The sequence below is a fragment of the Marinobacter pelagius genome (assembly GCF_003315345.1).
GTDB lineage: Bacteria > Pseudomonadota > Gammaproteobacteria > Pseudomonadales > Oleiphilaceae > Marinobacter > Marinobacter pelagius_A.
The window spans coordinates 123,400-143,744 of sequence record NZ_QNRO01000003.1 but is presented as its reverse complement, the minus strand read 5'-3'; the positions used below and the strand labels follow the sequence as shown (position 1 = coordinate 143,744).

General features: G+C 60.2%; 21 protein-coding genes. 16 read left to right on the top strand and 5 right to left on the bottom strand.

Annotated elements, in window-relative coordinates:
• Positions 1-89: 89 nt before the first annotated feature.
• From DET50_RS04630 to DET50_RS04615, 4 genes are all read left to right on the top strand, one after another.
• A complete protein-coding gene (locus tag DET50_RS04630) occupies positions 90-413 on the top strand; it encodes a DUF3175 domain-containing protein (protein ID WP_113861706.1) in 324 nt (107 codons plus the stop codon).
• Positions 414-472: 59 nt separating this feature from the next.
• A complete protein-coding gene (locus DET50_RS04625; protein ID WP_113861705.1) occupies positions 473-685 on the top strand; it encodes an acetyltransferase in 213 nt (70 codons plus the stop codon).
• 65 nt (positions 686-750) lie between these two features.
• Positions 751-1,263, top strand: a complete 513-nt coding sequence (locus tag DET50_RS04620; RefSeq protein WP_113861704.1) for a hypothetical protein — start codon at positions 751-753, stop codon at positions 1,261-1,263.
• A gap of 65 nt (positions 1,264-1,328) precedes the next feature.
• Positions 1,329-2,297 (top strand): surface lipoprotein assembly modifier, encoded by a 969-nt coding sequence (locus DET50_RS04615; RefSeq protein WP_113861703.1) that lies wholly within the window; start codon positions 1,329-1,331, stop codon positions 2,295-2,297.
• A 10-nt stretch (positions 2,298-2,307) separates the two neighbouring features.
• On the opposite strand, the gene DET50_RS04610 is transcribed toward DET50_RS04615, so the two are convergent.
• Positions 2,308-3,642, bottom strand: a complete 1,335-nt coding sequence (locus DET50_RS04610) for a S8 family serine peptidase (RefSeq protein WP_181799928.1) — start codon at positions 3,640-3,642, stop codon at positions 2,308-2,310.
• Between the two features lie 128 nt (positions 3,643-3,770).
• On the opposite strand from DET50_RS04610, the gene DET50_RS04605 reads away from it, so the two are divergent.
• From DET50_RS04605 to ahpC, 7 genes are all read left to right on the top strand, one after another.
• A complete protein-coding gene (locus DET50_RS04605) occupies positions 3,771-4,262 on the top strand; it encodes an RNA polymerase sigma factor (RefSeq protein ID WP_113861701.1) in 492 nt (163 codons plus the stop codon).
• Positions 4,259-4,984, top strand: coding sequence for an anti-sigma factor (locus DET50_RS04600; protein WP_113861700.1), 726 nt, complete (start codon positions 4,259-4,261; stop codon positions 4,982-4,984). The genes DET50_RS04605 and DET50_RS04600 overlap by 4 nt, the downstream gene beginning before the upstream one ends.
• 144 nt (positions 4,985-5,128) lie before the next feature.
• Positions 5,129-5,737 (top strand): transcriptional regulator BetI, encoded by a 609-nt coding sequence (gene betI, locus DET50_RS04595; protein ID WP_113861699.1) that lies wholly within the window; start codon positions 5,129-5,131, stop codon positions 5,735-5,737.
• Between the two features lie 14 nt (positions 5,738-5,751).
• Complete coding sequence (gene betB, locus DET50_RS04590; protein ID WP_113861698.1) at positions 5,752-7,221, top strand: betaine-aldehyde dehydrogenase; 1,470 nt, start codon at positions 5,752-5,754, stop codon at positions 7,219-7,221.
• A 27-nt stretch (positions 7,222-7,248) separates the two neighbouring features.
• Complete coding sequence (gene betA / locus DET50_RS04585; protein ID WP_113861697.1) at positions 7,249-8,934, top strand: choline dehydrogenase; 1,686 nt, start codon at positions 7,249-7,251, stop codon at positions 8,932-8,934.
• A 213-nt stretch (positions 8,935-9,147) separates the two neighbouring features.
• Positions 9,148-10,365 (top strand): BCCT family transporter, encoded by a 1,218-nt coding sequence (locus DET50_RS04580; protein WP_113861696.1) that lies wholly within the window; start codon positions 9,148-9,150, stop codon positions 10,363-10,365.
• 193 nt (positions 10,366-10,558) lie between these two features.
• Positions 10,559-11,122, top strand: coding sequence for an alkyl hydroperoxide reductase subunit C (ahpC, locus tag DET50_RS04575; RefSeq protein WP_217647726.1), 564 nt, complete (start codon positions 10,559-10,561; stop codon positions 11,120-11,122).
• A gap of 103 nt (positions 11,123-11,225) precedes the next feature.
• Here the strand turns inward: ahpC and DET50_RS04570 are convergent, their stop codons facing one another.
• Positions 11,226-11,957 (bottom strand): DUF3581 domain-containing protein, encoded by a 732-nt coding sequence (locus DET50_RS04570; protein ID WP_113861695.1) that lies wholly within the window; start codon positions 11,955-11,957, stop codon positions 11,226-11,228.
• 140 nt (positions 11,958-12,097) lie between these two features.
• Between DET50_RS04570 and DET50_RS04565 the strand changes: the two genes are divergently transcribed.
• Together DET50_RS04565 and ahpF are read left to right on the top strand one after the other, a co-directional pair.
• Complete coding sequence (locus tag DET50_RS04565; RefSeq protein ID WP_113861694.1) at positions 12,098-13,999, top strand: ATP-binding protein; 1,902 nt, start codon at positions 12,098-12,100, stop codon at positions 13,997-13,999.
• Positions 14,000-14,182: 183 nt separating this feature from the next.
• Positions 14,183-15,751, top strand: a complete 1,569-nt coding sequence (gene ahpF / locus DET50_RS04560) for an alkyl hydroperoxide reductase subunit F (RefSeq protein WP_113861693.1) — start codon at positions 14,183-14,185, stop codon at positions 15,749-15,751.
• A gap of 128 nt (positions 15,752-15,879) precedes the next feature.
• On the opposite strand, the gene DET50_RS04555 is transcribed toward ahpF, so the two are convergent.
• Complete coding sequence (locus DET50_RS04555; protein WP_113861692.1) at positions 15,880-16,548, bottom strand: transglutaminase-like domain-containing protein; 669 nt, start codon at positions 16,546-16,548, stop codon at positions 15,880-15,882.
• Positions 16,549-16,645: 97 nt separating this feature from the next.
• The gene (locus tag DET50_RS04550) at positions 16,646-17,677 is read right to left on the bottom strand and encodes a histone deacetylase family protein (RefSeq protein WP_113861691.1); all 1,032 of its coding nucleotides are present in this window, start codon (positions 17,675-17,677) and stop codon (positions 16,646-16,648) included.
• Positions 17,678-17,821: 144 nt separating this feature from the next.
• On the opposite strand from DET50_RS04550, the gene DET50_RS04545 reads away from it, so the two are divergent.
• From DET50_RS04545 to DET50_RS04535, 3 genes are all read left to right on the top strand, one after another.
• Positions 17,822-18,391: a YgjV family protein gene (locus DET50_RS04545; RefSeq protein ID WP_113861690.1), complete on the top strand. Its 570-nt coding sequence runs from the start codon at positions 17,822-17,824 to the stop codon at positions 18,389-18,391.
• 16 nt (positions 18,392-18,407) lie between these two features.
• A complete protein-coding gene (locus tag DET50_RS04540; protein ID WP_113861689.1) occupies positions 18,408-18,974 on the top strand; it encodes a hypothetical protein in 567 nt (188 codons plus the stop codon).
• A 111-nt stretch (positions 18,975-19,085) separates the two neighbouring features.
• A complete protein-coding gene (locus DET50_RS04535; protein ID WP_113861688.1) occupies positions 19,086-19,376 on the top strand; it encodes an encapsulin-associated ferritin-like protein in 291 nt (96 codons plus the stop codon).
• Between the two features lie 21 nt (positions 19,377-19,397).
• Here DET50_RS04535 and DET50_RS04530 read toward each other — a convergent pair whose 3' ends face one another.
• Positions 19,398-20,309: a LysR family transcriptional regulator gene (locus DET50_RS04530; RefSeq protein ID WP_113861687.1), complete on the bottom strand. Its 912-nt coding sequence runs from the start codon at positions 20,307-20,309 to the stop codon at positions 19,398-19,400.
• Positions 20,310-20,345: the final 36 nt, after the last annotated feature.

Sequence of the window (20,345 nt, the reverse complement as noted above, 5' to 3'; positions counted from 1 at the left end):
CCTACTGTCTGTGACCATGGAACCGGATAGCCCACTTTTCAACCAGCTCGGTCAAAACGTTGGCCGGGCTATACGGATGGGAGGAACGAATGGCATCAGAAGCAGACAAGCCGGACTCTTCCGACAACTGGTCGCAGAAGGTAACGGAAACCAGCGATTCGCTGGATCTCCAGGCAGGTGTGTTCACGCTGGAGGATCCGAAGGAGATCGCGCTTTCACTCAGCCGGTCAGCAGAGCAGAGCGGGCGCCGTAAATCTGAACCGTATCGCTCGGCGATGTCGATGCTGACGTTTTATATCAACCGCGCCGGCAAACATTTGCCAGACGACCAGCGCAAGCGGCTGGAGCAGGCCAAGGACGAGCTGAGAGCCCTCTACGGCCGGCCCAGGAAACAGACCGCTGACCGTAAATAAGCAGACTGGCGGGTCTTCTGTTAAGTTTAGGGATAATCCCCCAGAGAAGGAGTTCGTCCATGTTCGTTGCCGAGAAAGCCACCGGGCACTTGATCGAAGTGCTGGATAGCGCCGCTCTGTTCGACCCTCACCTGGATTCCATCAGGGGCAGTCTTCACTATGGGGAAGAAGCCCAGGACCCGGAATCTTTCCAGAAATCCGAACTGGTTTTCCCCTCCGGTGAACCCCTGCCGAAGTGCTGGACGGATCCGAATTACCGCCGTAAGGAATAAATTCTTCGCTGAATCGTCCTCCTGATGAAAGCCACCCGAAAAGGGTAAAACAGGAGGACGAAATCATGAAAAAGCAGGTACTGACCCTCGCAATCTGTTCCATCCTTTCCACCGCTGCGTTTGCGGCCGAAGGCTCCGGTGCTGCCAATGCCGATATGCAGGCCGACACCAGCATGAGCGCTGAGGCCAGCGCCCAGAATGGTGTTTCTGCCCAGGGCAGTGGTTCTGCCTCTGCCGAGGGCAGTGTCAACGGCCAGGCTGTTCGGGACGAGGCGTCCGAACAGGGTCAGGCGGCCAGCAACGAGGCGCGCCAGAAGGCCAACACCGCCGTCCGTGCCGGTGTCGAGGCGGGTCAGAAGGTTCGTGGCACCGCCAATGCTACAGCGGATGCGGCAACCGACACTGCCGCCGAGCAGCGTGAAGCCGCCGGCGAACGCATGAACAAGGCCCGAAATGCCGAAATCCAGGCTGAAACCAATCAGCAGATCGGCACGTCAGTCTCCGATAGCGTCAAAAGCGAAGTCCGTAACACCGTGAAAGGTACGGTGCAGGGTTCCGCTGGCGGCGGCCTGTTGTAAAGGCGTGATCCGAGAGCAGCCGGGCCGTTTCAGGCCCGGCTTTTTTCTGACAGAGAGGAGCCGATATGCGTTTGATACAGCGAATCTCCACCCTGTCCCTGGCAGTGGGACTGATGTCTCCGGTTCTGGTGGTCGAGGCGGCGGACAAGGCTGAACTGAACGGCCATCTGGAAGGCGGCTATGAGCACGACAGCAACCTGACCGTGGACGAACTGAATGCCTCTTCCGGCGAGAGTGACGAGGCCTGGGTGTTCGATGCCGGTCTGGAAGGTATCCTCAAGCCGGCAGAACGACTGAATGTCACTCTGGGGTATTCGGTGTCCGGTCGCCGGTACCAGACTTTTGACCGGTTTGATCAGGACATCCACCTGGCGTCTGCCGACATCAGTTACGACTTCGATCCGGTCACTGTCGGGGCGAGCTACCATTTCTCCCATGCCACACTGGGTTCCGACCCTTTCCTGGATTATCGGCGGGCGAGTGTCTATCTGGGGCGTCTGGTGGGTGACGATGTCTACCTGCTGGCGAGCGTGCAGGACAAATCCAAGGACTTCGAGGACAGCAGCGCCCGGGACTCGGACATCAAAGGCGCCAGCCTGGACTCGTTTTTCTTTTTCAACGAAGCGCGAAGCCATTTACTGGTTGGGTTGGACGGCGACCGCGAGGACGCCGAGGCTGATGCCTATGACAACCGCCTGATCCGGGTCCGCGTCAGCCTGGTGCACAAGTTTACGTTGGCCGGCGAGGACAACCGGTTCCGCCTGGGCTGGCGCTTCGAGGACCGGGAATACGAGGCGGTGACCATCACCAGCAGCGATCCGTTGCTGACGGATCCGCTCACTGGTGACCTTACCGAGCGCAGTTCCAGCCAGCGCGTGGATCAGGCCCGGATCCTGGAGGCGGGTTGGCGCATCGGCCTGACCGAGGTGGTCAGTGTTGAGCCCAGCATTTCCTACGGTAACTATACCTCCAACGTGGACTCGGCCGACTATGACAAGACCGTGGCCGGCGTCACCCTGCGGGCCGGTTTCTGACCGGGAAGGCTCAGTAATCCAGCAGGCCGTGGCCGAAACTCCGGTCACGGCCAGGTTCGCCAAGATCCCGGGCTGTCCCGATAAGTGCCTCGATTGCCTGCTCGGCAGAAGCCTCACGGAGCCGGCAGGCCAGGGCCGCCGTGACCACCGGTGCCGCCAGGGAAGTGCCGCTGTCAGAGACCCGGCCGCCCTCCGGAGCGGCGACCGGAACCGATACCCCCCGGGCCGCAAACATCACCTGCTCGCCACGATTGGCCCACCGATAGAGCTCATTCGAGTCGTCCACCGCGGTAACACCGACAACCCCGGGATAGGCTGCCGGATACAGCGGCGGCGCCGCCGGGCCCTGGTTGCCGACCGCCGCCACCAGCACAAGGCCACGATCCAGCAGGTTGCGGATAACCGTCGCCAGTACCCGGTTATCCGGCCCCGTCAGGCTGATGTTCAGGACGGAAATATCCTGCTCCGACAGCCAGTTCAGGCCCTCCAGGAGATGCCCCAGGGTGGCGCCGGACAGGTTCCGGTTCCGGTCATAGAACACCGACGCGTTGAACAGCGTAGCGCTCGGAAGCCGGGCCGGCGAGTCATTGCCGAGGTCGCCCACCATCAGGCTTGCGACGGCGGTCCCGTGGGCGCGTGGCTCCGAGAGCTGGCCTTTCGCTCCGTCGACGTCCAGGAAACGGGACTGCACGACGCGGGCCTGCCGGAATGAAGGATGCCCGGTGGCAATTGAGGTATCCACCATACCGACCCGCACCGGGGAAGAGCACAGGCTCTGCCACCGGGGTGACCGCGCCTGCGGCTCCGGCGGCGGTTCGTCAGCCTGGGGGCTGTAGATATGGTTACGGTCCAGCCGGTCCACAAGCTTTGGCAGGATTGCTTGCAGTGCTTGCCGCGAGTCCAGCTCCGGTGATACCCGGAAGCGGACAAGGTTCAGGCCCAGTCCCGCCAGTTCCTGACGCTTGAGCAGCGTAATGCCCGGTTGGTCGAGTCGCGCGATTTCCTCGTCCGTGCCGGTGAGCAGCCACTGGCGTTCCACCGCACGCCCGCCATCTTCGACGGCAACCTCGGTGAACGCCACCTCGCCCTGTTTCGTCAGGACAGGAAGCTCCGCGGGCAGGTTTTCAAGCGGGTTACGGAAGGATTCGGACACGGTTTCTACCCGCTCCTCGACCTGCCGGGCCATCCTCCGCTCCACCAGACGTTCTGCGCTCTGTTCCACCTGTCGGGTTACGGGCCCGGCCGCCCCGTCCAGCACGCTGCCGGTACCCAGCGCCAGCACCGGGGTGGCGAGCGAGGCCAGGGCGAGCGCGGGGAGCCAATGGATCTTTCGGAAGTGCTTCATCGTGTCTGTCCAGATTCGGAAGTGTTTCATTCGATATAACGACCGGGTCGGGGAAAAATTCCGCCCTTCGATGGAATAAAACGGTTTCTGGCTCGTTGTACTGTTAACACGTATCAGCAAAGAGCGCTATGCAACAGGAAATCACCGAACTATTGCCCAGGCTCAGACGCTTTGCCTACTCGCTCACCGGCTCCATGCCCGATGCCGACGACCTACTCCAGAATACGGTGGAACGGTTGCTGGCCCGGGACATACCACGGGACGCGGACCTGACCAAGTGGTCGTTCCGGGTCTGCCGGAATGTCTGGATAGACGAATGCCGGGCCCGAAAGGTTCGCCGGGAGGCGGCGGAGCAGCCTGAGCTGACCGACGGCCAGGTTGTTGACGGCGAACGTCAGACCACCCGGAAAATCGAATGGAACCGGGTGGATGCGGCCATGGCCCGACTGCCGGAAGATCAGCGCCAGATCATTTCCCTGGTGGCCATACAGGGTCTGTCTTATCAGGCGGTGGCCGAGATCCTGTCGGTACCCAGGGGTACGGTGATGAGCCGGCTCGCCCGGGCACGATCGGCATTGAGCGAGGCGCTGGCACCCGTAAGTATGAGGACCGAATCATGAAGATTACCGACGAGACCCTGTCTGCCTTCCTGGACCATGAACTGCCCGAGGCGGAGATGCAGGCGGTGCGTGACCAGCTGGCCGCCGACCCGGCTCTGGCCGATCGTCTGGCGGAACTGGCGTCGGTGGATGCCGAACTGCAGGCCCGCTATGGCGCGATCGATGAGCGGCCTATGCCGGAAACCGTGACCCGGCTGCTGGGGGATGAGCCGTCCGCAGGTGCCGGCGGCGGGCCGGACAATGTCATTGCCTTCCCCGGGTGGCGCCGGGTGCGGGAGCACACCGGGAAAGTCGTCGCCGCGGCCGTAATTGCCGGGTTTGCCCTCGCCCAGTGGCTGGCCGTGCCCGGCCCCGGCGAAGAGGCCGGCTGGGCGGAAGTGGCACAGGCCCTGGAGACGCGTCCGAGCGGTGAGCCCCATGCCATTGACGAAACCACCGTGACGCCGAGGCTGACCTTCCGGAACCAGGACGGAGACTGGTGTCGGCAGTACCTGGTACAGAAGGCTGACCATGCCTCCGAACAGATTGCCTGCCGCACCGGTGCCGGTGACTGGCAACAGGTGGCGAGAGTCGATGTGGAGGTAAACGCCTCACCGGAGACCTATCAGACCGCGACTGGAGGTCGCGTCCTGGATGAGACGCTGAATCGACTCATGGAAGGGCCGCCCATTGGCCCTGATGCGGAAAGAACCCTGATCGGGAAAGAGTGGAGCGGCCAATAACGGCCGCTCTTTTTTTGAGCAAATTTGAAATTCCTGTCACCTTTCTGTAGCCTTTATTTTAATTGAACGTTCAATTAATAAAAAACAGGCAGAGATCAGAGCCTGTTTTCGACACGGAAATCATCGGGAACACGCGGAATCGCCATGCCAAAAGTTGGAATGAAAGATACCCGCAAGCAGCAGCTCATCGACGCCACCATGGAGTCCATTGCCGAGCTGGGCATGCAGAACACCACCATTGTCAGCATCAGCAAGCGGGCGGGGATGTCCTCGGGGATCATCAGTCATTACTTCGGGGGCAAGCAGGGCCTGATCGAGGCGGCCTTGCGTTACCTGCTCGAGCAGCTGGGCAAGGAACTGCGTGAGCGCATGGCGAAAACCGATGGCTCGCCGGAGCAGCGGCTCGATTGCATCGTGGAAGCCAACTTCTCCGAATTCCAGCGCTCGGCCCTGGCCGCCAAGACCTGGCTGAGCTTCTGGTCCCGCTCCATGCATGAGCCGGGGCTCAAGCGACTGCAGCAGATCAACAACGCCCGGCTGTACAGCAACCTGCGCTATTCCTTTGCCCAGGTGTTGCCGGCGGGGCAGGCCACGGAGGCCGCGCGCCAGACCGCTGCGATGATTGACGGTTTCTGGCTGCGAAGTGCCCTGAGCCTGGACCCGATGGAAAGCTTCGAGGCGGGCGAGCGGCTCACCAAACAGTTTATTCACGACACCCTGGCCAAGGCCGGGGCAACGAATTCAGCGAATTGAGGTTACCGGTCACTATGTCCAACAACGTACCTGTGGTTCAGAACTTTGTGCACGGCCGTTTCCTGGCCAACACCAGCGGCGAGACCTTCCCGGTGGTCAACCCGGCCACCGGCCAGGTCATCTACGAGGTGGAAGTGGCGGATGAGGCCATCCAGCAGGCGGCCATGGAAAGTGCCCGGGCCGGTTTTGCCCAGTGGTCCGCCATGCCGGCCATCGAGCGCAGCCGCATCCTGTTGAAGGCGGTGGCCTTACTGCGTGAGCGCAACGACGAGCTGGCGGCCGCGGAAGTTCGGGATACCGGCAAGCCCTGGCAGGAAGCGGAGGCCGTGGATGTGGTCACCGGCGCGGACGCCATCGAATTCTTCGCCGGCCTGGCGCCCTCCATCGAGGGCAACCAGCAGGATCTGGGTGGCGATTTCTACTACACCCGCCGCGAGCCGCTGGGTATCTGCGCCGGCATCGGTGCCTGGAACTACCCGATCCAGATCGCGTGCTGGAAGTCAGCTCCGGCGCTGGCCTGCGGCAACGCCATGATCTTCAAACCCTCCGAGGAAACCCCGATGGGCGCGGTGAAGTTGGCGGAAATCTTTGTCGAGGCCGGTGTGCCGGCTGGCGTGTTCAACGTGGTCCAGGGTGAGGCGGAAGTCGGCCAGTGGCTGACCCACCACCCGGACATCGCCAAGGTGTCGTTCACCGGCGAAGTTGCCACCGGCAAGAAGGTAATGTCAGCGGCATCGTCCACTCTGAAGGACGTCACCATGGAACTCGGCGGCAAGTCCCCACTGATTGTCTTTGACGACGCCGACCTGGAGAACGCCATCTCCGCCGCCATGGTGGGCAACTTCTACACCCAAGGCGAAATCTGCACCAACGGTACCCGGGTGTTCGTGCACGAGGATATCTACCCGCAGTTCATGGAGCGCCTTCTGGAGCGGACCCGCAAGAACATCAAGCCGGGTGACCCGATGAATCCGGACACCAACTTCGGCGCCCTGATCTCCAAAAAGCATCAGGACCTGGTGCTGGATTATATTGCCAAGGGGCTTTCTGAAGGCGCCACCCTGAGCCACGGAGGCCGGGCCTTCGAGCCGGATGATTCCAAAGGTGGCTATTTCGTGGAGCCTACCATCTTCACCGACTGCACCGATGACATGGCCATCGTGCAGGAAGAGATCTTCGGGCCGGTGATGTCGGTACTGACCTTCTCCGACGAGGACGAGGTGATTGCCCGCGCCAACAACACCGAGACCGGTCTGGCCGCCGGCGTGTTTACCAACGACATCCGCCGGGCGCACCGGGTTATCCATCAGATCCAGGCGGGCATCTGCTGGATCAACAGTTACGGCGCCTCGCCGGCGGAAATGCCGGTGGGCGGCTACAAGCTCTCGGGCATCGGCCGGGAAAACGGGCGCGAGACCATTGCGCACTACACCCAGATCAAGTCGGTGTATGTGGGCATGGAAGATCTCGACGCCCCGTTTTAAGCCCGCGGGCCACAGAGGAGAACGCGTATGAAAGAAAATCAATACGACTACATCATCGTGGGCGCGGGCTCGGCCGGTTGTGTGCTGGCCAACCGTCTCACCGAGGATGGCCAGAACAAGGTGCTGCTGCTGGAGACCGGCGGCAGCGACAAGAGCATCTTTATCCAGATGCCCACGGCCCTGTCCATTCCCATGAACACCAAAAAGTATGCCTGGCAGTTCGAGACCGAACCGGAGCCCTACCTGGACAACCGCCGCATGCATTGTCCCCGGGGCAAGGTGCTCGGCGGCTCGTCGTCCATCAATGGCATGGTTTATGTCCGCGGTCATGCCCGGGATTTTGACGAATGGCAGTCCGAAGGTGCCAACGGCTGGAATTACCAGAACGTCCTGCCTTATTTCAAAAAGGCGGAGTCCTGGGCCTTTGACGGCAATGACTACCGGGGCGATTCCGGACCGCTGGGCGTGAATAACGGCAACAACATGCAGAACCCGCTGTACAGGGCCTTTATCAAGGCGGGTTCCGATGCCGGTTATTTCGAAACCGCCGACTACAACGGCGCCCAGCAGGAGGGCTTCGGTGCCATGCACATGACGGTCAAGAACGGCCGTCGCTGGTCCACCGCCAACGCCTATCTGCGCCCGGCCATGGGGCGGGATAACCTGACCGTGGTCACCCACGCCCTGGTTCACAAGGTATTGCTGGAAGGCAAGACTGCCACCGGCGTGCGTTACGAGCAAGGTGGCAAGGTCCACGAGGTACAGGCCAGCCGCGAAGTGATTCTCTCCGCCGGTTCCATCGGTTCTCCGCACCTGTTGCAACTGTCCGGTATCGGCAAGCGCGAGGTGCTGGAGCAGGCCGGTATCGAGGTGCAGCACGAGCTGCCCGGCGTGGGTGAGAATCTGCAGGACCATCTGGAATTCTACTTCCAGTTCCGCTGCAACCAGCCGGTGTCCCTGAACCGCAAACTGGACTGGTGGAACAAGCTCAAGATCGGGGTGCGCTGGATCCTTCGCAAGGACGGCCTGGGAGCCACCAACCACTTCGAGTCCTGCGGCTTCATCCGTTCCAAAGCGGGTGTGGAGTGGCCGGACCTGCAATACCACTTCCTGCCGGCGGCCATGCGCTATGACGGCAAAGAGGCCTTCGATGGCGACGGCTTCCAGCTGCACATCGGTCACAACAAACCGAAGAGCCGCGGGTTTGTGCACGTGCAGTCCGCCGATCCGAAGCAGGCGCCTCGCATTCGCTTCAATTACCTGGAGCACGAAGCCGACCTGGAAGGCTTCCGGGATTGTGTCCGTCTGACCCGGGAAATCATCAACCAGCCGGCCATGGACGAATACCGGGGCGCGGAAATCCAGCCCGGTGCCGAGGTCCAGAGCGACGAGGAAATCGACGCCTTCGTGCGCCAGGCGGTGGAAAGCGCCTATCACCCGTCCTGCTCCTGCAAGATGGGCACCGATGAACTGGCAGTCGTGGATCCGGAGACCCGGGTACGCGGCATCAAGAACCTGCGGGTGGTGGACTCGTCCATCTTCCCGACCATACCCAACGGCAACCTGAACGCGCCCACCATCATGGTGGCCGAGCGGGCAGCCGACCTGATCCGGGGCAAGGAGCCCCTGCAATCTTCTGAAGTGCCTGTGGTAATGGACGACCAGTGGCAGGCACGGCAGAGACCGGGACAGGCAAAGCGCGCGCTGGCATAGCGCGTCGTCATCCCGCCCGGGCGTGCAACGCGCCCGGGGTTTTGCAAGCCCTCAGGATTTCCCTATCAGCGCGACGGCATCCCGCCGTTTCCGGGCGCCGGATAGGCAAGTCCTGGGTTTGTGTCCGATTCGAAAGAAGCAGCGCTTACAAAGTAGAGGAGGAACACCCATGCTGTTCACTATAATGATGACAAACAACCGGAGGTGCAGCGCATGACACTCTGGTTATCCACAGGCCTCATTTTCACCTTCGCCGCCATTGTCCTGATTCTGTACAAATGGTGGGATATGCAGTGCATCGGCGTAACGCCGGTCCGCACCCTGACCTTCATTGCCATCCTGTTCACCTCCGGCCTGGACGTGGGGCTGATCATGTTCCCGCTGACCGAGTTCGGCGGCTATGGCAACGTTGGCGAAAACCCGGAGTACGGCTTTGCCAATCCGCTGGCCATCGAGTTCGGCTTCTGGGCGTTCCTGATCTGGGGCTTCTATTTCCTGACCTGTTTCTACTTCGCCATCATTGAGCCGCGGGTGAAGTTCTTCGAGATCCCGCTGGTGAAGCTGGTTAACAACGTGGTGATCATCGGCACCTGTGCGTTCACCGCCTACCTGCTGCTGGTGAACCTCCCCTGGTATCTGCCACAACTGGGCGACGGTGAATCCGTGGTGCCCGCGTTCTACGTGATCGTGTTCCTGGCCATCGCGCTGGCGGTGTATTCCAGTTCCAAGGTGAAGTACATCCGCATTCTCAGCATCGGCTCCAGTGTGCTGTTCATTGCCCTGATTGTCGGCATGTGGTTCCGGGCATTCGTGCTGGGCAAGGGCTCGCCGGCGGATTTCTTCGGCACTGCCAGCATGCTGGGCGAGTATTTCGGCAACATTCACCAGTTTGTGTTGCCGATTAACGACTACCACGCCTTCTACCTGTTCTGGTGGTTTGCATGGAGCATCATGATCGGCCAGTTCACTGCCCGTTTCGTCAGTGGTATCCGGACCTGGCAGCTGCTGATTGCCATGCTGGTGGTACCGTCCATCGCCATCGGGGTGTGGTTCAGCGTGCTGTATTACTATCACGCCGAAGGCCTGCAGATTGCTGCCTTCACCAACATTGCCATGATTTCCGTGGGTGTGCTGATGGTGGTGAATTCCCTGGATTCGCTGATCCGCCTGTATACGGACAACCTGAACCTGACCGCCCAGCGCCTGGGCCGGGTGAACTACGTGATCTTCAACCTGGTGGCCATGGTCGGGCTGACCATGCTGTTCCAGCTGGATTTCCTTCGTATCCAGTGGGTTGGTGCGCTGGTCATCGCCCTGTATTTCGCCTGCTTTGCCTACATCCTGGCGAAGAAGCGGAGCGAGGTGGCTGCCATCAAATCGTCACCCAAGGAAAATATTCTGGATTTCCACAAGATTGAACTTGCGGGATAAGACCCCATATCAACAACCGCAGTTACTTCCCGGGATGGAAATGACTGCGGGTTGTTGGTCCGGGCTTCGTCTGGATAGACTGAGCCTATCCCTTGATTGGAAATTATCAATTTAAACGAAGCCGGAAAAATCCGTATCTTTGCGTCCCGTAAATTCTTCAACCCTCAAATGCACCAAACAGGAGTTATCTTAAATGGGCATCATTAACAGCGAGATCAAGCCGTTCAACGCCACCGCATTCAAGAACGGTGAGTTTGTTGAGATCAGCGAAGCGGACGTAAAAGGTAAGTGGGCTGTCTTTTTCTTCTACCCGGCCGACTTCACTTTCGTATGTCCGACCGAGCTGGGCGACGTGGCTGACAAGTACGAAGAGCTGCAGAAGCTGGGCGTAGAAGTGTTCTCCGTGTCCACCGACACCCACTTCACCCACAAGGCGTGGCACGATACTTCCGAGACCATCGGCAAGATCCAGTACTACATGGTTGGCGACCAGACCGGCACCATCACCAACAACTTCGGTGTTATGCGTGAAGGCCAGGGCCTGGCCGACCGTGCCACTTTCGTGATCGATCCGGACGGCATCATCCAGGCCGTTGAGATCACCGCCGAAGGCATCGGCCGTGACGCCGACGACCTGCTGCGCAAGATCAAGGCCGCCCAGTACGTTCGCAAGAACCCGGGTGAAGTTTGCCCGGCCAAGTGGAAAGAAGGCGAAGAGACCCTGGCTCCGTCACTGGACCTGGTCGGCAAGATCTAAGTTTCGCCGAACGGTGAAACTGAATGGATGCGAGGTCTGCTCTGCGGACCTCGGATTCCCGAGGAACCCCGGCCCGGCCGGGGTTTTTTGTGTCTGACCGGTATCAGGAGCTGGCGATCTCGCTGCCGTAATCGGCGCCGCGGGCCTTGAGCCGGTAGAATTCCTCGATCACTTCCGCCATCGCTTCCGGACAGTAGGGCCGTAATCCGCTCAGCACCAGGCGTTTGGTCACATCGCCTACCGGCTTGCCATCGGCCTTCAACAGATATTCCAGCGTCACGTTGCCCCGTTTACCGGCGGCTTCCAGGTCGGCATTGCTCAGCTCCAGTTCAGGGGAGGAGGCATCCACTGTGTCCAGGGCCAGGCTCATGCTCTCATACATCACCATGGGGCGATCCGGATTGAACATGACGCCATTCGATTCCATCAGCGGCTTGAGGGTGTGCGGGAAGTTCTTGCCCGATGCGGCCACGTAGCAACGGGTGAAGTCCTCGATGAACTGCTCGTCCCGGGTAAGCTCGCCGCTGCGGGTAACCTCAAGGTAGACCTTGCCATTGTCGTCACAGACTTCGATGGTCTCATCCCCATTCTCCCGGAACAGGAGCTCAACGCCATCACCAACCAGGGCGCGGAACCGGAATGTCATGTTCCGGGAAAGCCCGAAGCGGGACACAACCACGGCAAACAGTAGATCCCCCGGTACGCAGAAGCGGCGGGCATCGGGATCATGAATCGGGTTGAAGTCCCCGGCCACTTCCTTGGCGAACTTGCTGGCCTGGAGCGCGGAAATGGTGACACGTCCGTCCTGGAGGGAGTGGAAACGTTCTAGAAACATGGTTCGCCTTTTCGGGTCGCGGGGCTGACAATGGGAGATTAACTCTTCGTCCCCCTATGATAGTTGAGCCGTATCAATAGCAAAATGCGCTATTTGTCCTACTGTGGAAAAGAGGCCTGGAAATTCACGGGGGATGGCTTATGGGCATTACCGCAATTCCGGTAGATCAACGGGTGATCGATATCGATTCCCGCCGGTTCGCGTCGGTGGAAAAGGCGCTGGTGGAGCTGATCACCAACAGCGATGACAGTTACTCCCGACTCGAGCGTGCCGGAGTTGCGGTGACCGGCAGCATTACCATCCAGTATGAGCGCCACCAGAACGGCGCCATGCTGGTAGTTGCCGACCAGGCCGAGGGCATGACCTGGCAGCAGGCCCTGACCAGCCTGACCTATGGCGGTGCCCATAGCCCCCTGGCGAATGGTGAAGCAACCGGCCGGGGCTTCTTCGGTCGTGGTCTTAAACAGGCGATCTATGGCCTCGGTTATGGCTGGCTGGAAACCCTCCATAATGGCCGCTACACGCGCGTCGATTTGTTCCGGGGAGAGGATGGCGGCTACCTCTACGACGACGGTGAAGGCGATCGTGAGGCGAAGGATACCGACTACGAGCGCCTCGGCACCGATGCCAATGGTACCCGGGTGGCCATCGTGATCGACAATCCCCTGGTCCACATTTCCCAGTACCGTTCGGTTTTGCACTCCCTGTCCCACAACATCTACCTGCGGGAAATCCTCGGGCGTCGGCGAGTGGAGCTGGTACACCGTCAGGCCGGTAAGGAAGTGGAGCGGATGGGGCCGGTCCACTACCTGGAACCGGAATCCAGGGTGCTGCTGGGGCCACAGCAGCCGTGCAGTTTTGTCTACGAACAGGTGAGCTACCCGTTTACCTTGACCCTGAAGCGGGCGCTCAATGCCGAGCTGACCCTGCACGGTGACGAGCGCACCAACGGGCTGCTGGTGTTGTCCGGTAACGCGGTGCTCGATTGCCAGTTGTTCGAGTTCGAGAACCAGGTGGGCACGGAATACCTGTTCGGCGAGGTGAATTGTCCTGCCCTGGCTGAAAAGCTGGGGCAGGGCCTGGCTATCATCAGTGACGAGCGTGACGGCCTGAACCTCAAGGATCCGTTTGTGGCAGCGTTCGGGCGGGCCGTCAGCAAGTATCTCCGCCCGGCGGTACAGGAAGAGCGGGAGCAACTGCGCCACCTGGAGCATGCGACCGCATCGGGTCGGACCGACCACATGATCGAGCATCTGCTGGAGCGGATGAACCGGGCCGCAATCCAGGATCTGCGCATCTCCTTGCCGCCGGCGGGTGATACTCAGGCGGAATCGGAGCCGGAGCCTGAAGAGCCTGCCCTGCGCTTTACCACCCCGTTCTATTACCGGCAGGCGGGGCATCCGTTTCATGTCTCCTTGCTGGTGAAACCGGCCAGCTTTGCCCCGGACGATGTGTTGCACATCAGCTACCGCTTCCCGGATTCGGTTCAGCTGGATACCAAACCGACGGAGGTGCCGGTGTCCCAGTTGACCGACCGCAATCGCATTGAATGGACTATCACCGGAGATTCCGTCGGAGACCGGGGTGAGATTACCGTTCGAAGCCAGCATTACTGGGCCTGGTGTGAGGTAGTGATCGCGGACCACGGCGCCCATCACCGGCACCATCGGCCCAAGCATCATCCCAGCCACAATCACCGGGCCGCATCCCGTGACCACGGCGAGGCGATGTTCATTGGCTATGACTTCCGCGCCCTGCACAACGAGCTGGAGCGAGCGGTATACAGCCCGAAGGAGCGCAAGATCCTGATCAATACCGAGGCACCGACCGTGCAGCTGTACGTGGACGGTCGCGGGCGTTTCCGGGATTCCGCGCGTCTGCTGCTGGCGGAGCTGTTTATGGACGTGATTTCCGATGAACTGGCCCGCCACCAGCTGGCACGGTCGAAGGAGCCGGAGAGCGTGGCCGCGTTCCACGCCGCCAAGATGGACATCATCCGGCGTTATGGCCGTGACATTCACCGTTCCTTCATCAATGCCTGACCGTCTGCCAGGGAGTGGCAGGCTATTGCTGCATTCCGCTTTATAGGGCTGCCCTATCAATCAGTTTGGGGCAATTAATTTGAGGCTTAGGCCTCGAATCCTTATCTTACCCACATCTTCAATTACTGATTCATTTTTAATTCAAACACTTAGATTTACGACATATCAAGGGGAAAAACCTACATGTTGGATGCCAATATCAAGCAACAGCTCCAGGCCTACATGGAAAAACTGCAGCAGCCGATCGAGCTGGTGGCGGCCTACGACGACAGCAAGAAGTCCCAGGAGCTGAAAGAGCTGCTGGAAGATATCGAGCCGATGTCTTCCAAGATCAGCCTGCGTACCGAGGAAGACCCGGACGTGCGGCGCCCGTCCTTTGCGATCAACCGGGTGGGTAGTGACATTGGTGTCCGGTTTGCCGGCATCCCCATGGGCCATGAGTTCACCTCCCTGGTGCTGGCACTGCTGCAGGTGGGTGGTCATCCGTCCAAGGAATCCCAGGAGCTGATCGAGCAGATCAAGGACCTGGAAGGGAGTTTCGAATTCGAAACCTACTTCTCCCTGTCCTGCCAGAACTGCCCGGACGTGGTTCAGGCCCTGAACCTGATGGCTGTTCTGAACCCGAACATCAAGCACACCTCCATCGATGGTGCCCTGTTCCAGGACGAAGTGGAACAGCGTGAAGTGATGGCGGTGCCCAGCGTATTCATGAACGGCGAGTCCTGGGGCCAGGGCCGTATGACCCTGGAAGAGATCGTGGCGCGGCTGGACACCAGTTCCGCCGAGAAGGAAGCAGAGAAGCTCAACCAGAAAGATCCGTTCGAGGTGCTGGTCATCGGTGGTGGCCCGGCCGGCTCTGCTGCCGCGATCTACGCCGCCCGTAAGGGTATTTCCACGGCGATCGCGGCGGAGCGTTTCGGTGGTCAGGTGGCGGACACCATGGGCATCGAAAACCTGATCTCCGTGCCGTATACCGAAGGCCCGAAGCTGGTGTCTGCCATGGAGCAACACGTCAAGGAATACGACGTGGATATCATGAACATGCAGCGCGCCGAGAAGCTGATCCCGGCCGCCAAGACCGGGGGTCTGCACGAGGTGCGCCTGGCGAATGGTGCCACTCTGAAATCCCGTACCGTGGTGCTGTCCACCGGTGCCCGCTGGCGTCAGCTGGGCGTACCGGGTGAGGAAGAGTATCGCAACAAGGGCGTGGCCTACTGCCCGCACTGTGACGGCCCCCTGTTCAAGGGCAAGCGCGTGGCGGTCATCGGCGGTGGTAACTCCGGCGTGGAAGCGGCCATCGACCTGGCTGGCATCGTGGGTCACGTGACCCTGATCGAGTTCGGCGCCGAGATGCGTGCCGACGAGGTGCTGCAGAAGAAGCTACGCAGCCTGAAGAACGTTGAGATTATCACCTCCGGCCAGACCACCGAGATTACCGGTGAAAACGGCAAAGTGAACGGTCTGACTTACACCGACCGTAATACCGGTGAGTCCCACCATGTGGCGCTGGAAGGTGTGTTCGTCCAGATCGGCCTGGTCCCGAACACCGAGTGGCTCAAGGGTGATATCGAACTGAGCCAGCATGGCGAAGTGATCGTCAACGACCGCAACGAGACCTCCATCCCGGGTGTCTTCGCGGCCGGCGATGCCACCACCGTGCCGTACAAGCAGATCGTGATTTCCATGGGTGAAGGATCGAAGGCGGCGCTGAGTGCCTTTGACTTTCTGATCCGGAATTCTGTGGAGGACTGAGATCGGCGTGAACACGGGGTCAGATGAACAAATTCATCAGACCCCTTTTTTCACTCCCAAGCTCGCGCCCAAACTCCGGGGTCTGATGAACTTGTTCATCTGACCCCTCTTTCACTCTTCGCACGGGCTCACCGCCCGAAAATATCCTTTTCCAGACTCCCTTCAACTTCCAGGTTCTCCCCATCTTCCGGAAACAGATGCCCATACGCCGCCCGCACCCCATCCACAATGAACTGGTGCGGCACATCGTCAAACACCCCGTGGTCGTTGATGTACTCCATATGCGCCTGGCCATCCTCGGTGAATTCCTGGAACACCGAGTCATTCACACCATCAAACTCCAGCGGCTCCACCTTCATCAGCTCACACAACTGTTTGTTGAACGCCGGGGTCGCCTTTACCCACTGGTCATTCAGATAGAGCTCGATAAAGCCGTGCATCCGGAATATGTCCGAGCGCAGCCATTCGATCAGTTTGGGGCTGGAGAGGTGGTTGCGCACATCCGCCAGGCCCAGACGGCTGGGAATGCCGATGGCCCGGGCGGCGGCGCCGAGGAGGACGGCCTTGGGAATGCAGTAAGTCTCGCCGCTGGTCAGGGCGTAGCTGGCGGACAGGGTGGTGGGGTCGGTGCGGAACACATAGGGGTTGTAGTTGATGCTGTCCCGGACCGCGAGGTAGAGCACCGTGATCTGCTCCACCGGGTCGTCGGAAACACCTTCAAGCTGCCGGGCGATCCAGGCCTTGAGTTCGGGCTTTTCGTAATCGAAGAAGGCGGTGGGCTGAAGGTAGCGTTCCATAGGGACTCATCCAGGGTTCGGGCATCAGAGTCCGATCGTCCCTGATTAGCAACCTACGGGCAATGACCATTTCCGCCAAAGCCATTGCCCGCTTTGCTCATTCCTTGCCTTCAAAGCCCTGCATGACATTGACGGCATTCACGCCGATGGCGTCCACGTCGTAACCGCCCTCCATGGTGAATACCGTCGGCAGCCCCAGCTGCTCCAGGCGTTTGCCCAGTTTGAGGTAATCGCCGGAGGTCAGCTTGAAGAAGGAAATCGGATCCTCCTCGAAGGTATCGACGCCGAGCGCCACCACCAGGGCATCCGGTGCGAACGCCTGGATGCGTTCGCAGGCCTTCTCCAGACCCTGGTTCCAGACGCTGTAGGGGGTGCCAGGCGGAAAGACGATGTTCAGGTTGTAGCCTTCGCCTTCGCCCTCTCCGGTTTCATCCTCGAATCCCAGAAAGTGTGGGAACACCAGGTCCGGATCACCGTGCAGGCTGATGGTGAGTACATCGTTGCGATCATAGAAAATAGACTGGGTGCCGTTACCGTGGTGAAAATCCACGTCGAGCACCGCGACTCTGCCATAGCCCTGGTCCCGGAAGGCCTGGGCGACAATGGCGGCGTTGTTGAAGAAACAGTAGCCTCCGAACACGTCGGCATGGGCATGATGCCCCGGCGGGCGGCACAGGGCGAAGGCCGCACGCTCTCCACCTGCAACCAGTTTCTGGGCGGTGAGGGCGACATTGGCGGAGGCCCGGGCCGCCTCCCAGGTGCCATCGGAGATCGACGTATCGGCGCCGAGACTGTAATAGCCGAGGCGGCCGTCGATGTCTTTCGGCAACCGGGCCCGCATGCCCCGGCCAACCCAGAAGGTGGGGATGGCCTCGCCGGGTTTACCGGCCGCTACCCACTCGTCCCAGCAGGTTTCCAGGAAGCTCACATAATCGGCGGTATGGACCCGTTTGATGGGTTCCAGTCCGAATTCTTCCGGCTCCAGGATTTCCCCGAGCGCCTGGTCCTTCACCCGCGCCAGGATGGTTTCGGCCCGGGAAGGCTTCTCGTGGGGCTCGATCAGTAGACCGCCGTCCAGTTCGGTTTTGACATGGCGTCGGCTGTGCAGGGGTGAGAACACGGTTTTCATGGCGGCGGAGATTCCTCGCTGAACGGATCAGATGACTTTGGCACACGGCGGATCGTGGCTCAATGCTACCAATTGTGGCAGGCTGGAGCCCTTTTCGGGGAGAGGGGAATACCGCTATGACGCCTTGTGCATTACCGGGGAAACATGACTGACCTGATTGCGGGTATGTCTCTCGCGGAAGGGCTCGGGCAGCTTTGTGGTCTGATCGCTCTGGCGTTCTGCATTGCCGGCTTCGCCAACAAGAACGACGACCGGTTGATGGTGTTGCTGGTCTCCGCCAACGTCGCCTTTGCCCTGATGTTCGCTTTCTTCGAAAGCTGGACGGCCTCGGCACTGACGGTACTGGTGATTGTCCGCATCACGCTCGCCCGCAAGTATCAGGGCAACTGGCAGATCATGGCGGTGATGCTGGCGGTGAATCTGGTGGTGGCCTGGGTGACCTGGAAATCCTTGACTGACGTCTTCCCGCTAACGGCCGCGGTGCTCGGCACCGTGGGCATGTTCATGCTCCGGGGCATCGCGCTCAGAATTGTTCTGGGCCTGGCGGCCCTGGCCTGGATGCTCAACAACATCGTCATCGGCTCCGTGGGCGGCACACTCGCCGAAGCCATGGTGCTGGTGACCAACATCATCACCATCGTCCGGCTCTACCGGCTGCAAAAAAAGTATCCGGATCTGAAAACCGATGCCATAGTCAGTTCACAGAGTGACTGACTGGCGGAGCATACGGATGGGAATGATGATCCGGGTAATTTTAATAGCAGCGGCGGGCTTGCTCGCGGGATGTGTCATGGCGCCGGTGCACTATTACGAGCCGGTGGCGCCCGGGTACAAGACCAAAGGAGGCCCCTGTAGTGCGGGCCCCGAAGACCGGGTTTTGCTTGAGTATGGCGACATCACCTTGCAGGTATCCATTGAGCGCGAGACAGACCGGCCCGCGCTGTTAATCGGAATCGACATCCCTGACGGTCATGTTGTCACCCTTCTGACCGATCAACTGTCAATCAACGGTGAATTCCGGGACCTCGGCCCGGCCAGGACCTGGAGCCCGGCGCAGGCAGCGATGGTGACCGTTGGCCCCGAGCTGGTTGGCAGCGGCACGAAAAAATTCCGTTGGATCGTGTCCGACACTTCGGTATTGCCAAGGCATTTCACGATCGAGACGCCACTGCCTCCGGGCTTCGACGTCTACCGGATCCAGCTCCCCGCAGTCCTGTTGGATGGTGAGCCAACCGGGCTGCCGGAACTGATCTTCCGGAAAGCCTCTGGAGTATTCAGTACGCCGATCAACTGCTGAATCGGCCGCCCCTCCGCCATCGTCAGCTTTTCCCGTGTCCAATTCTGGACTATTGTCAGAGAGGATTTTCCAAGCGAAACCACTCATTTCCGCCTAGAAAAGGATCACACCATGGCCAATGAAAGCTACCACGAACCTGTCGAAGAGCTGTCTGACGAGACCAGGGACATGCACCGGGCAATCAGCTCGCTAATGGAGGAGTTCGAGGCCGTCGACTGGTACAACCAGCGTGCGTCCTCCTGCAAGGATTCCGAGCTCAAGGCGATTCTCGAGCATAACCGCGACGAAGAGAAGGAGCACGCGGCCATGGTGCTGGAGTGGATCCGTCGGAAAGATCCCACCATGGACAAGTACCTGCGGGAGTTCCTGTTCAAGGACGGCCCGATTGGCCATCACGACTAGCCCGGGTTCCGGCCCCAGCCCTCAGTCCGGATAGGTTTTCAGAAGTTCATTGCCTGTCCGGCGAATGGAGTCGAGGGCCTGTACGTTCTTCCAGTCCTCCCGGTAGACCATTCCGAAACTGAAAGAAATTCTCGGTGAGAAAGGCCGCATCACCACATCGGTGCGGCCTACCAGCTGATCCGTAGCCGTGATCGGATTCATCACGCTGATCCCGACACCGTTGGCGACCATGGCTGCAATGGCACCGATGTTCGACTCGGTTTTGCCGGCAATGGAGATCGAGTGGCTGGCGGCCAGGTGGAGCAGGGGGTCCGCACCGACATTAGGTTGATTGCTGATGACGAGGTATTCGTTCTGCAGATCCTCAACGGTGACCTCTGTCCGGCTTGCCAGCGGATGATTGGCGGGAACGAGGCAGCGGGCCTGGGTGGTCAGCCACTCTTCGATCCTGAGTAGCCTTGAGCTCACCGGCAGCGTGACAAAACCGATGTCCGCATGACCGGATTCCACCTCCCGGAGTACATCGTGGCTGGACATCATGTCGAAACTGATGCTGAAACCGCGATTCTCCTCCAGCAGGGTACCAATCAGACGGGGAACAAAGCCGAACGCGAGCCCCGGGATCGCGGCGATGCGCAGGCGAGAGGTGCCGAACTCCTTCAGGGCCAGGATGCTGTGACGCAGTTCTTCAATATTTCCCATCAGGCGCAGAATTTCCTCGTAAAGCTCATACGCCTCGGGTGTCGCAACCAGCCGGTTTTTCTCCCGCAGGAACAGCTGAATCCCCAGGTTGTCCTCCAGCTGGGCCAGGGAACGGCTCACCCCGGATTGGGTGATGCCCAGGGTTCGTGCGGCCTGAGAGGCACTGCCGGCTTCCAGCAGTGTCTTGAAGATTGCCAGCGATTTCAGGGAATGGATGTTGACGTCAGCCATGATTAAAAGTCATCGAATCCGGTAAAAAAATCATAT

What these genes read in the sequence shown, in the direction of transcription:
- DET50_RS04630 (WP_113861706.1), top strand. Translation starts at nt 90, where the DNA reads ATGGCATCAGAAGCAGACAAGCCGGACTCTTCCGACAACTGGTCGCAG.
- DET50_RS04625 (WP_113861705.1), top strand. Translation starts at nt 473, where the DNA reads ATGTTCGTTGCCGAGAAAGCCACCGGGCACTTGATCGAAGTGCTGGAT.
- DET50_RS04620 (WP_113861704.1), top strand. Translation starts at nt 751, where the DNA reads ATGAAAAAGCAGGTACTGACCCTCGCAATCTGTTCCATCCTTTCCACC.
- DET50_RS04615 (WP_113861703.1), top strand. Translation starts at nt 1,329, where the DNA reads ATGCGTTTGATACAGCGAATCTCCACCCTGTCCCTGGCAGTGGGACTG.
- DET50_RS04610 (WP_181799928.1), bottom strand. Translation starts at nt 3,642, where the DNA reads ATGAAGCACTTCCGAAAGATCCATTGGCTCCCCGCGCTCGCCCTGGCC.
- DET50_RS04605 (WP_113861701.1), top strand. Translation starts at nt 3,771, where the DNA reads ATGCAACAGGAAATCACCGAACTATTGCCCAGGCTCAGACGCTTTGCC.
- DET50_RS04600 (WP_113861700.1), top strand. Translation starts at nt 4,259, where the DNA reads ATGAAGATTACCGACGAGACCCTGTCTGCCTTCCTGGACCATGAACTG.
- betI (WP_113861699.1), top strand. Translation starts at nt 5,129, where the DNA reads ATGCCAAAAGTTGGAATGAAAGATACCCGCAAGCAGCAGCTCATCGAC.
- betB (WP_113861698.1), top strand. Translation starts at nt 5,752, where the DNA reads ATGTCCAACAACGTACCTGTGGTTCAGAACTTTGTGCACGGCCGTTTC.
- betA (WP_113861697.1), top strand. Translation starts at nt 7,249, where the DNA reads ATGAAAGAAAATCAATACGACTACATCATCGTGGGCGCGGGCTCGGCC.
- DET50_RS04580 (WP_113861696.1), top strand. Translation starts at nt 9,148, where the DNA reads ATGACACTCTGGTTATCCACAGGCCTCATTTTCACCTTCGCCGCCATT.
- ahpC (WP_217647726.1), top strand. Translation starts at nt 10,559, where the DNA reads ATGGGCATCATTAACAGCGAGATCAAGCCGTTCAACGCCACCGCATTC.
- DET50_RS04570 (WP_113861695.1), bottom strand. Translation starts at nt 11,957, where the DNA reads ATGTTTCTAGAACGTTTCCACTCCCTCCAGGACGGACGTGTCACCATT.
- DET50_RS04565 (WP_113861694.1), top strand. Translation starts at nt 12,098, where the DNA reads ATGGGCATTACCGCAATTCCGGTAGATCAACGGGTGATCGATATCGAT.
- ahpF (WP_113861693.1), top strand. Translation starts at nt 14,183, where the DNA reads ATGTTGGATGCCAATATCAAGCAACAGCTCCAGGCCTACATGGAAAAA.
- DET50_RS04555 (WP_113861692.1), bottom strand. Translation starts at nt 16,548, where the DNA reads ATGGAACGCTACCTTCAGCCCACCGCCTTCTTCGATTACGAAAAGCCC.
- DET50_RS04550 (WP_113861691.1), bottom strand. Translation starts at nt 17,677, where the DNA reads ATGAAAACCGTGTTCTCACCCCTGCACAGCCGACGCCATGTCAAAACC.
- DET50_RS04545 (WP_113861690.1), top strand. Translation starts at nt 17,822, where the DNA reads ATGACTGACCTGATTGCGGGTATGTCTCTCGCGGAAGGGCTCGGGCAG.
- DET50_RS04540 (WP_113861689.1), top strand. Translation starts at nt 18,408, where the DNA reads ATGGGAATGATGATCCGGGTAATTTTAATAGCAGCGGCGGGCTTGCTC.
- DET50_RS04535 (WP_113861688.1), top strand. Translation starts at nt 19,086, where the DNA reads ATGGCCAATGAAAGCTACCACGAACCTGTCGAAGAGCTGTCTGACGAG.
- DET50_RS04530 (WP_113861687.1), bottom strand. Translation starts at nt 20,309, where the DNA reads ATGGCTGACGTCAACATCCATTCCCTGAAATCGCTGGCAATCTTCAAG.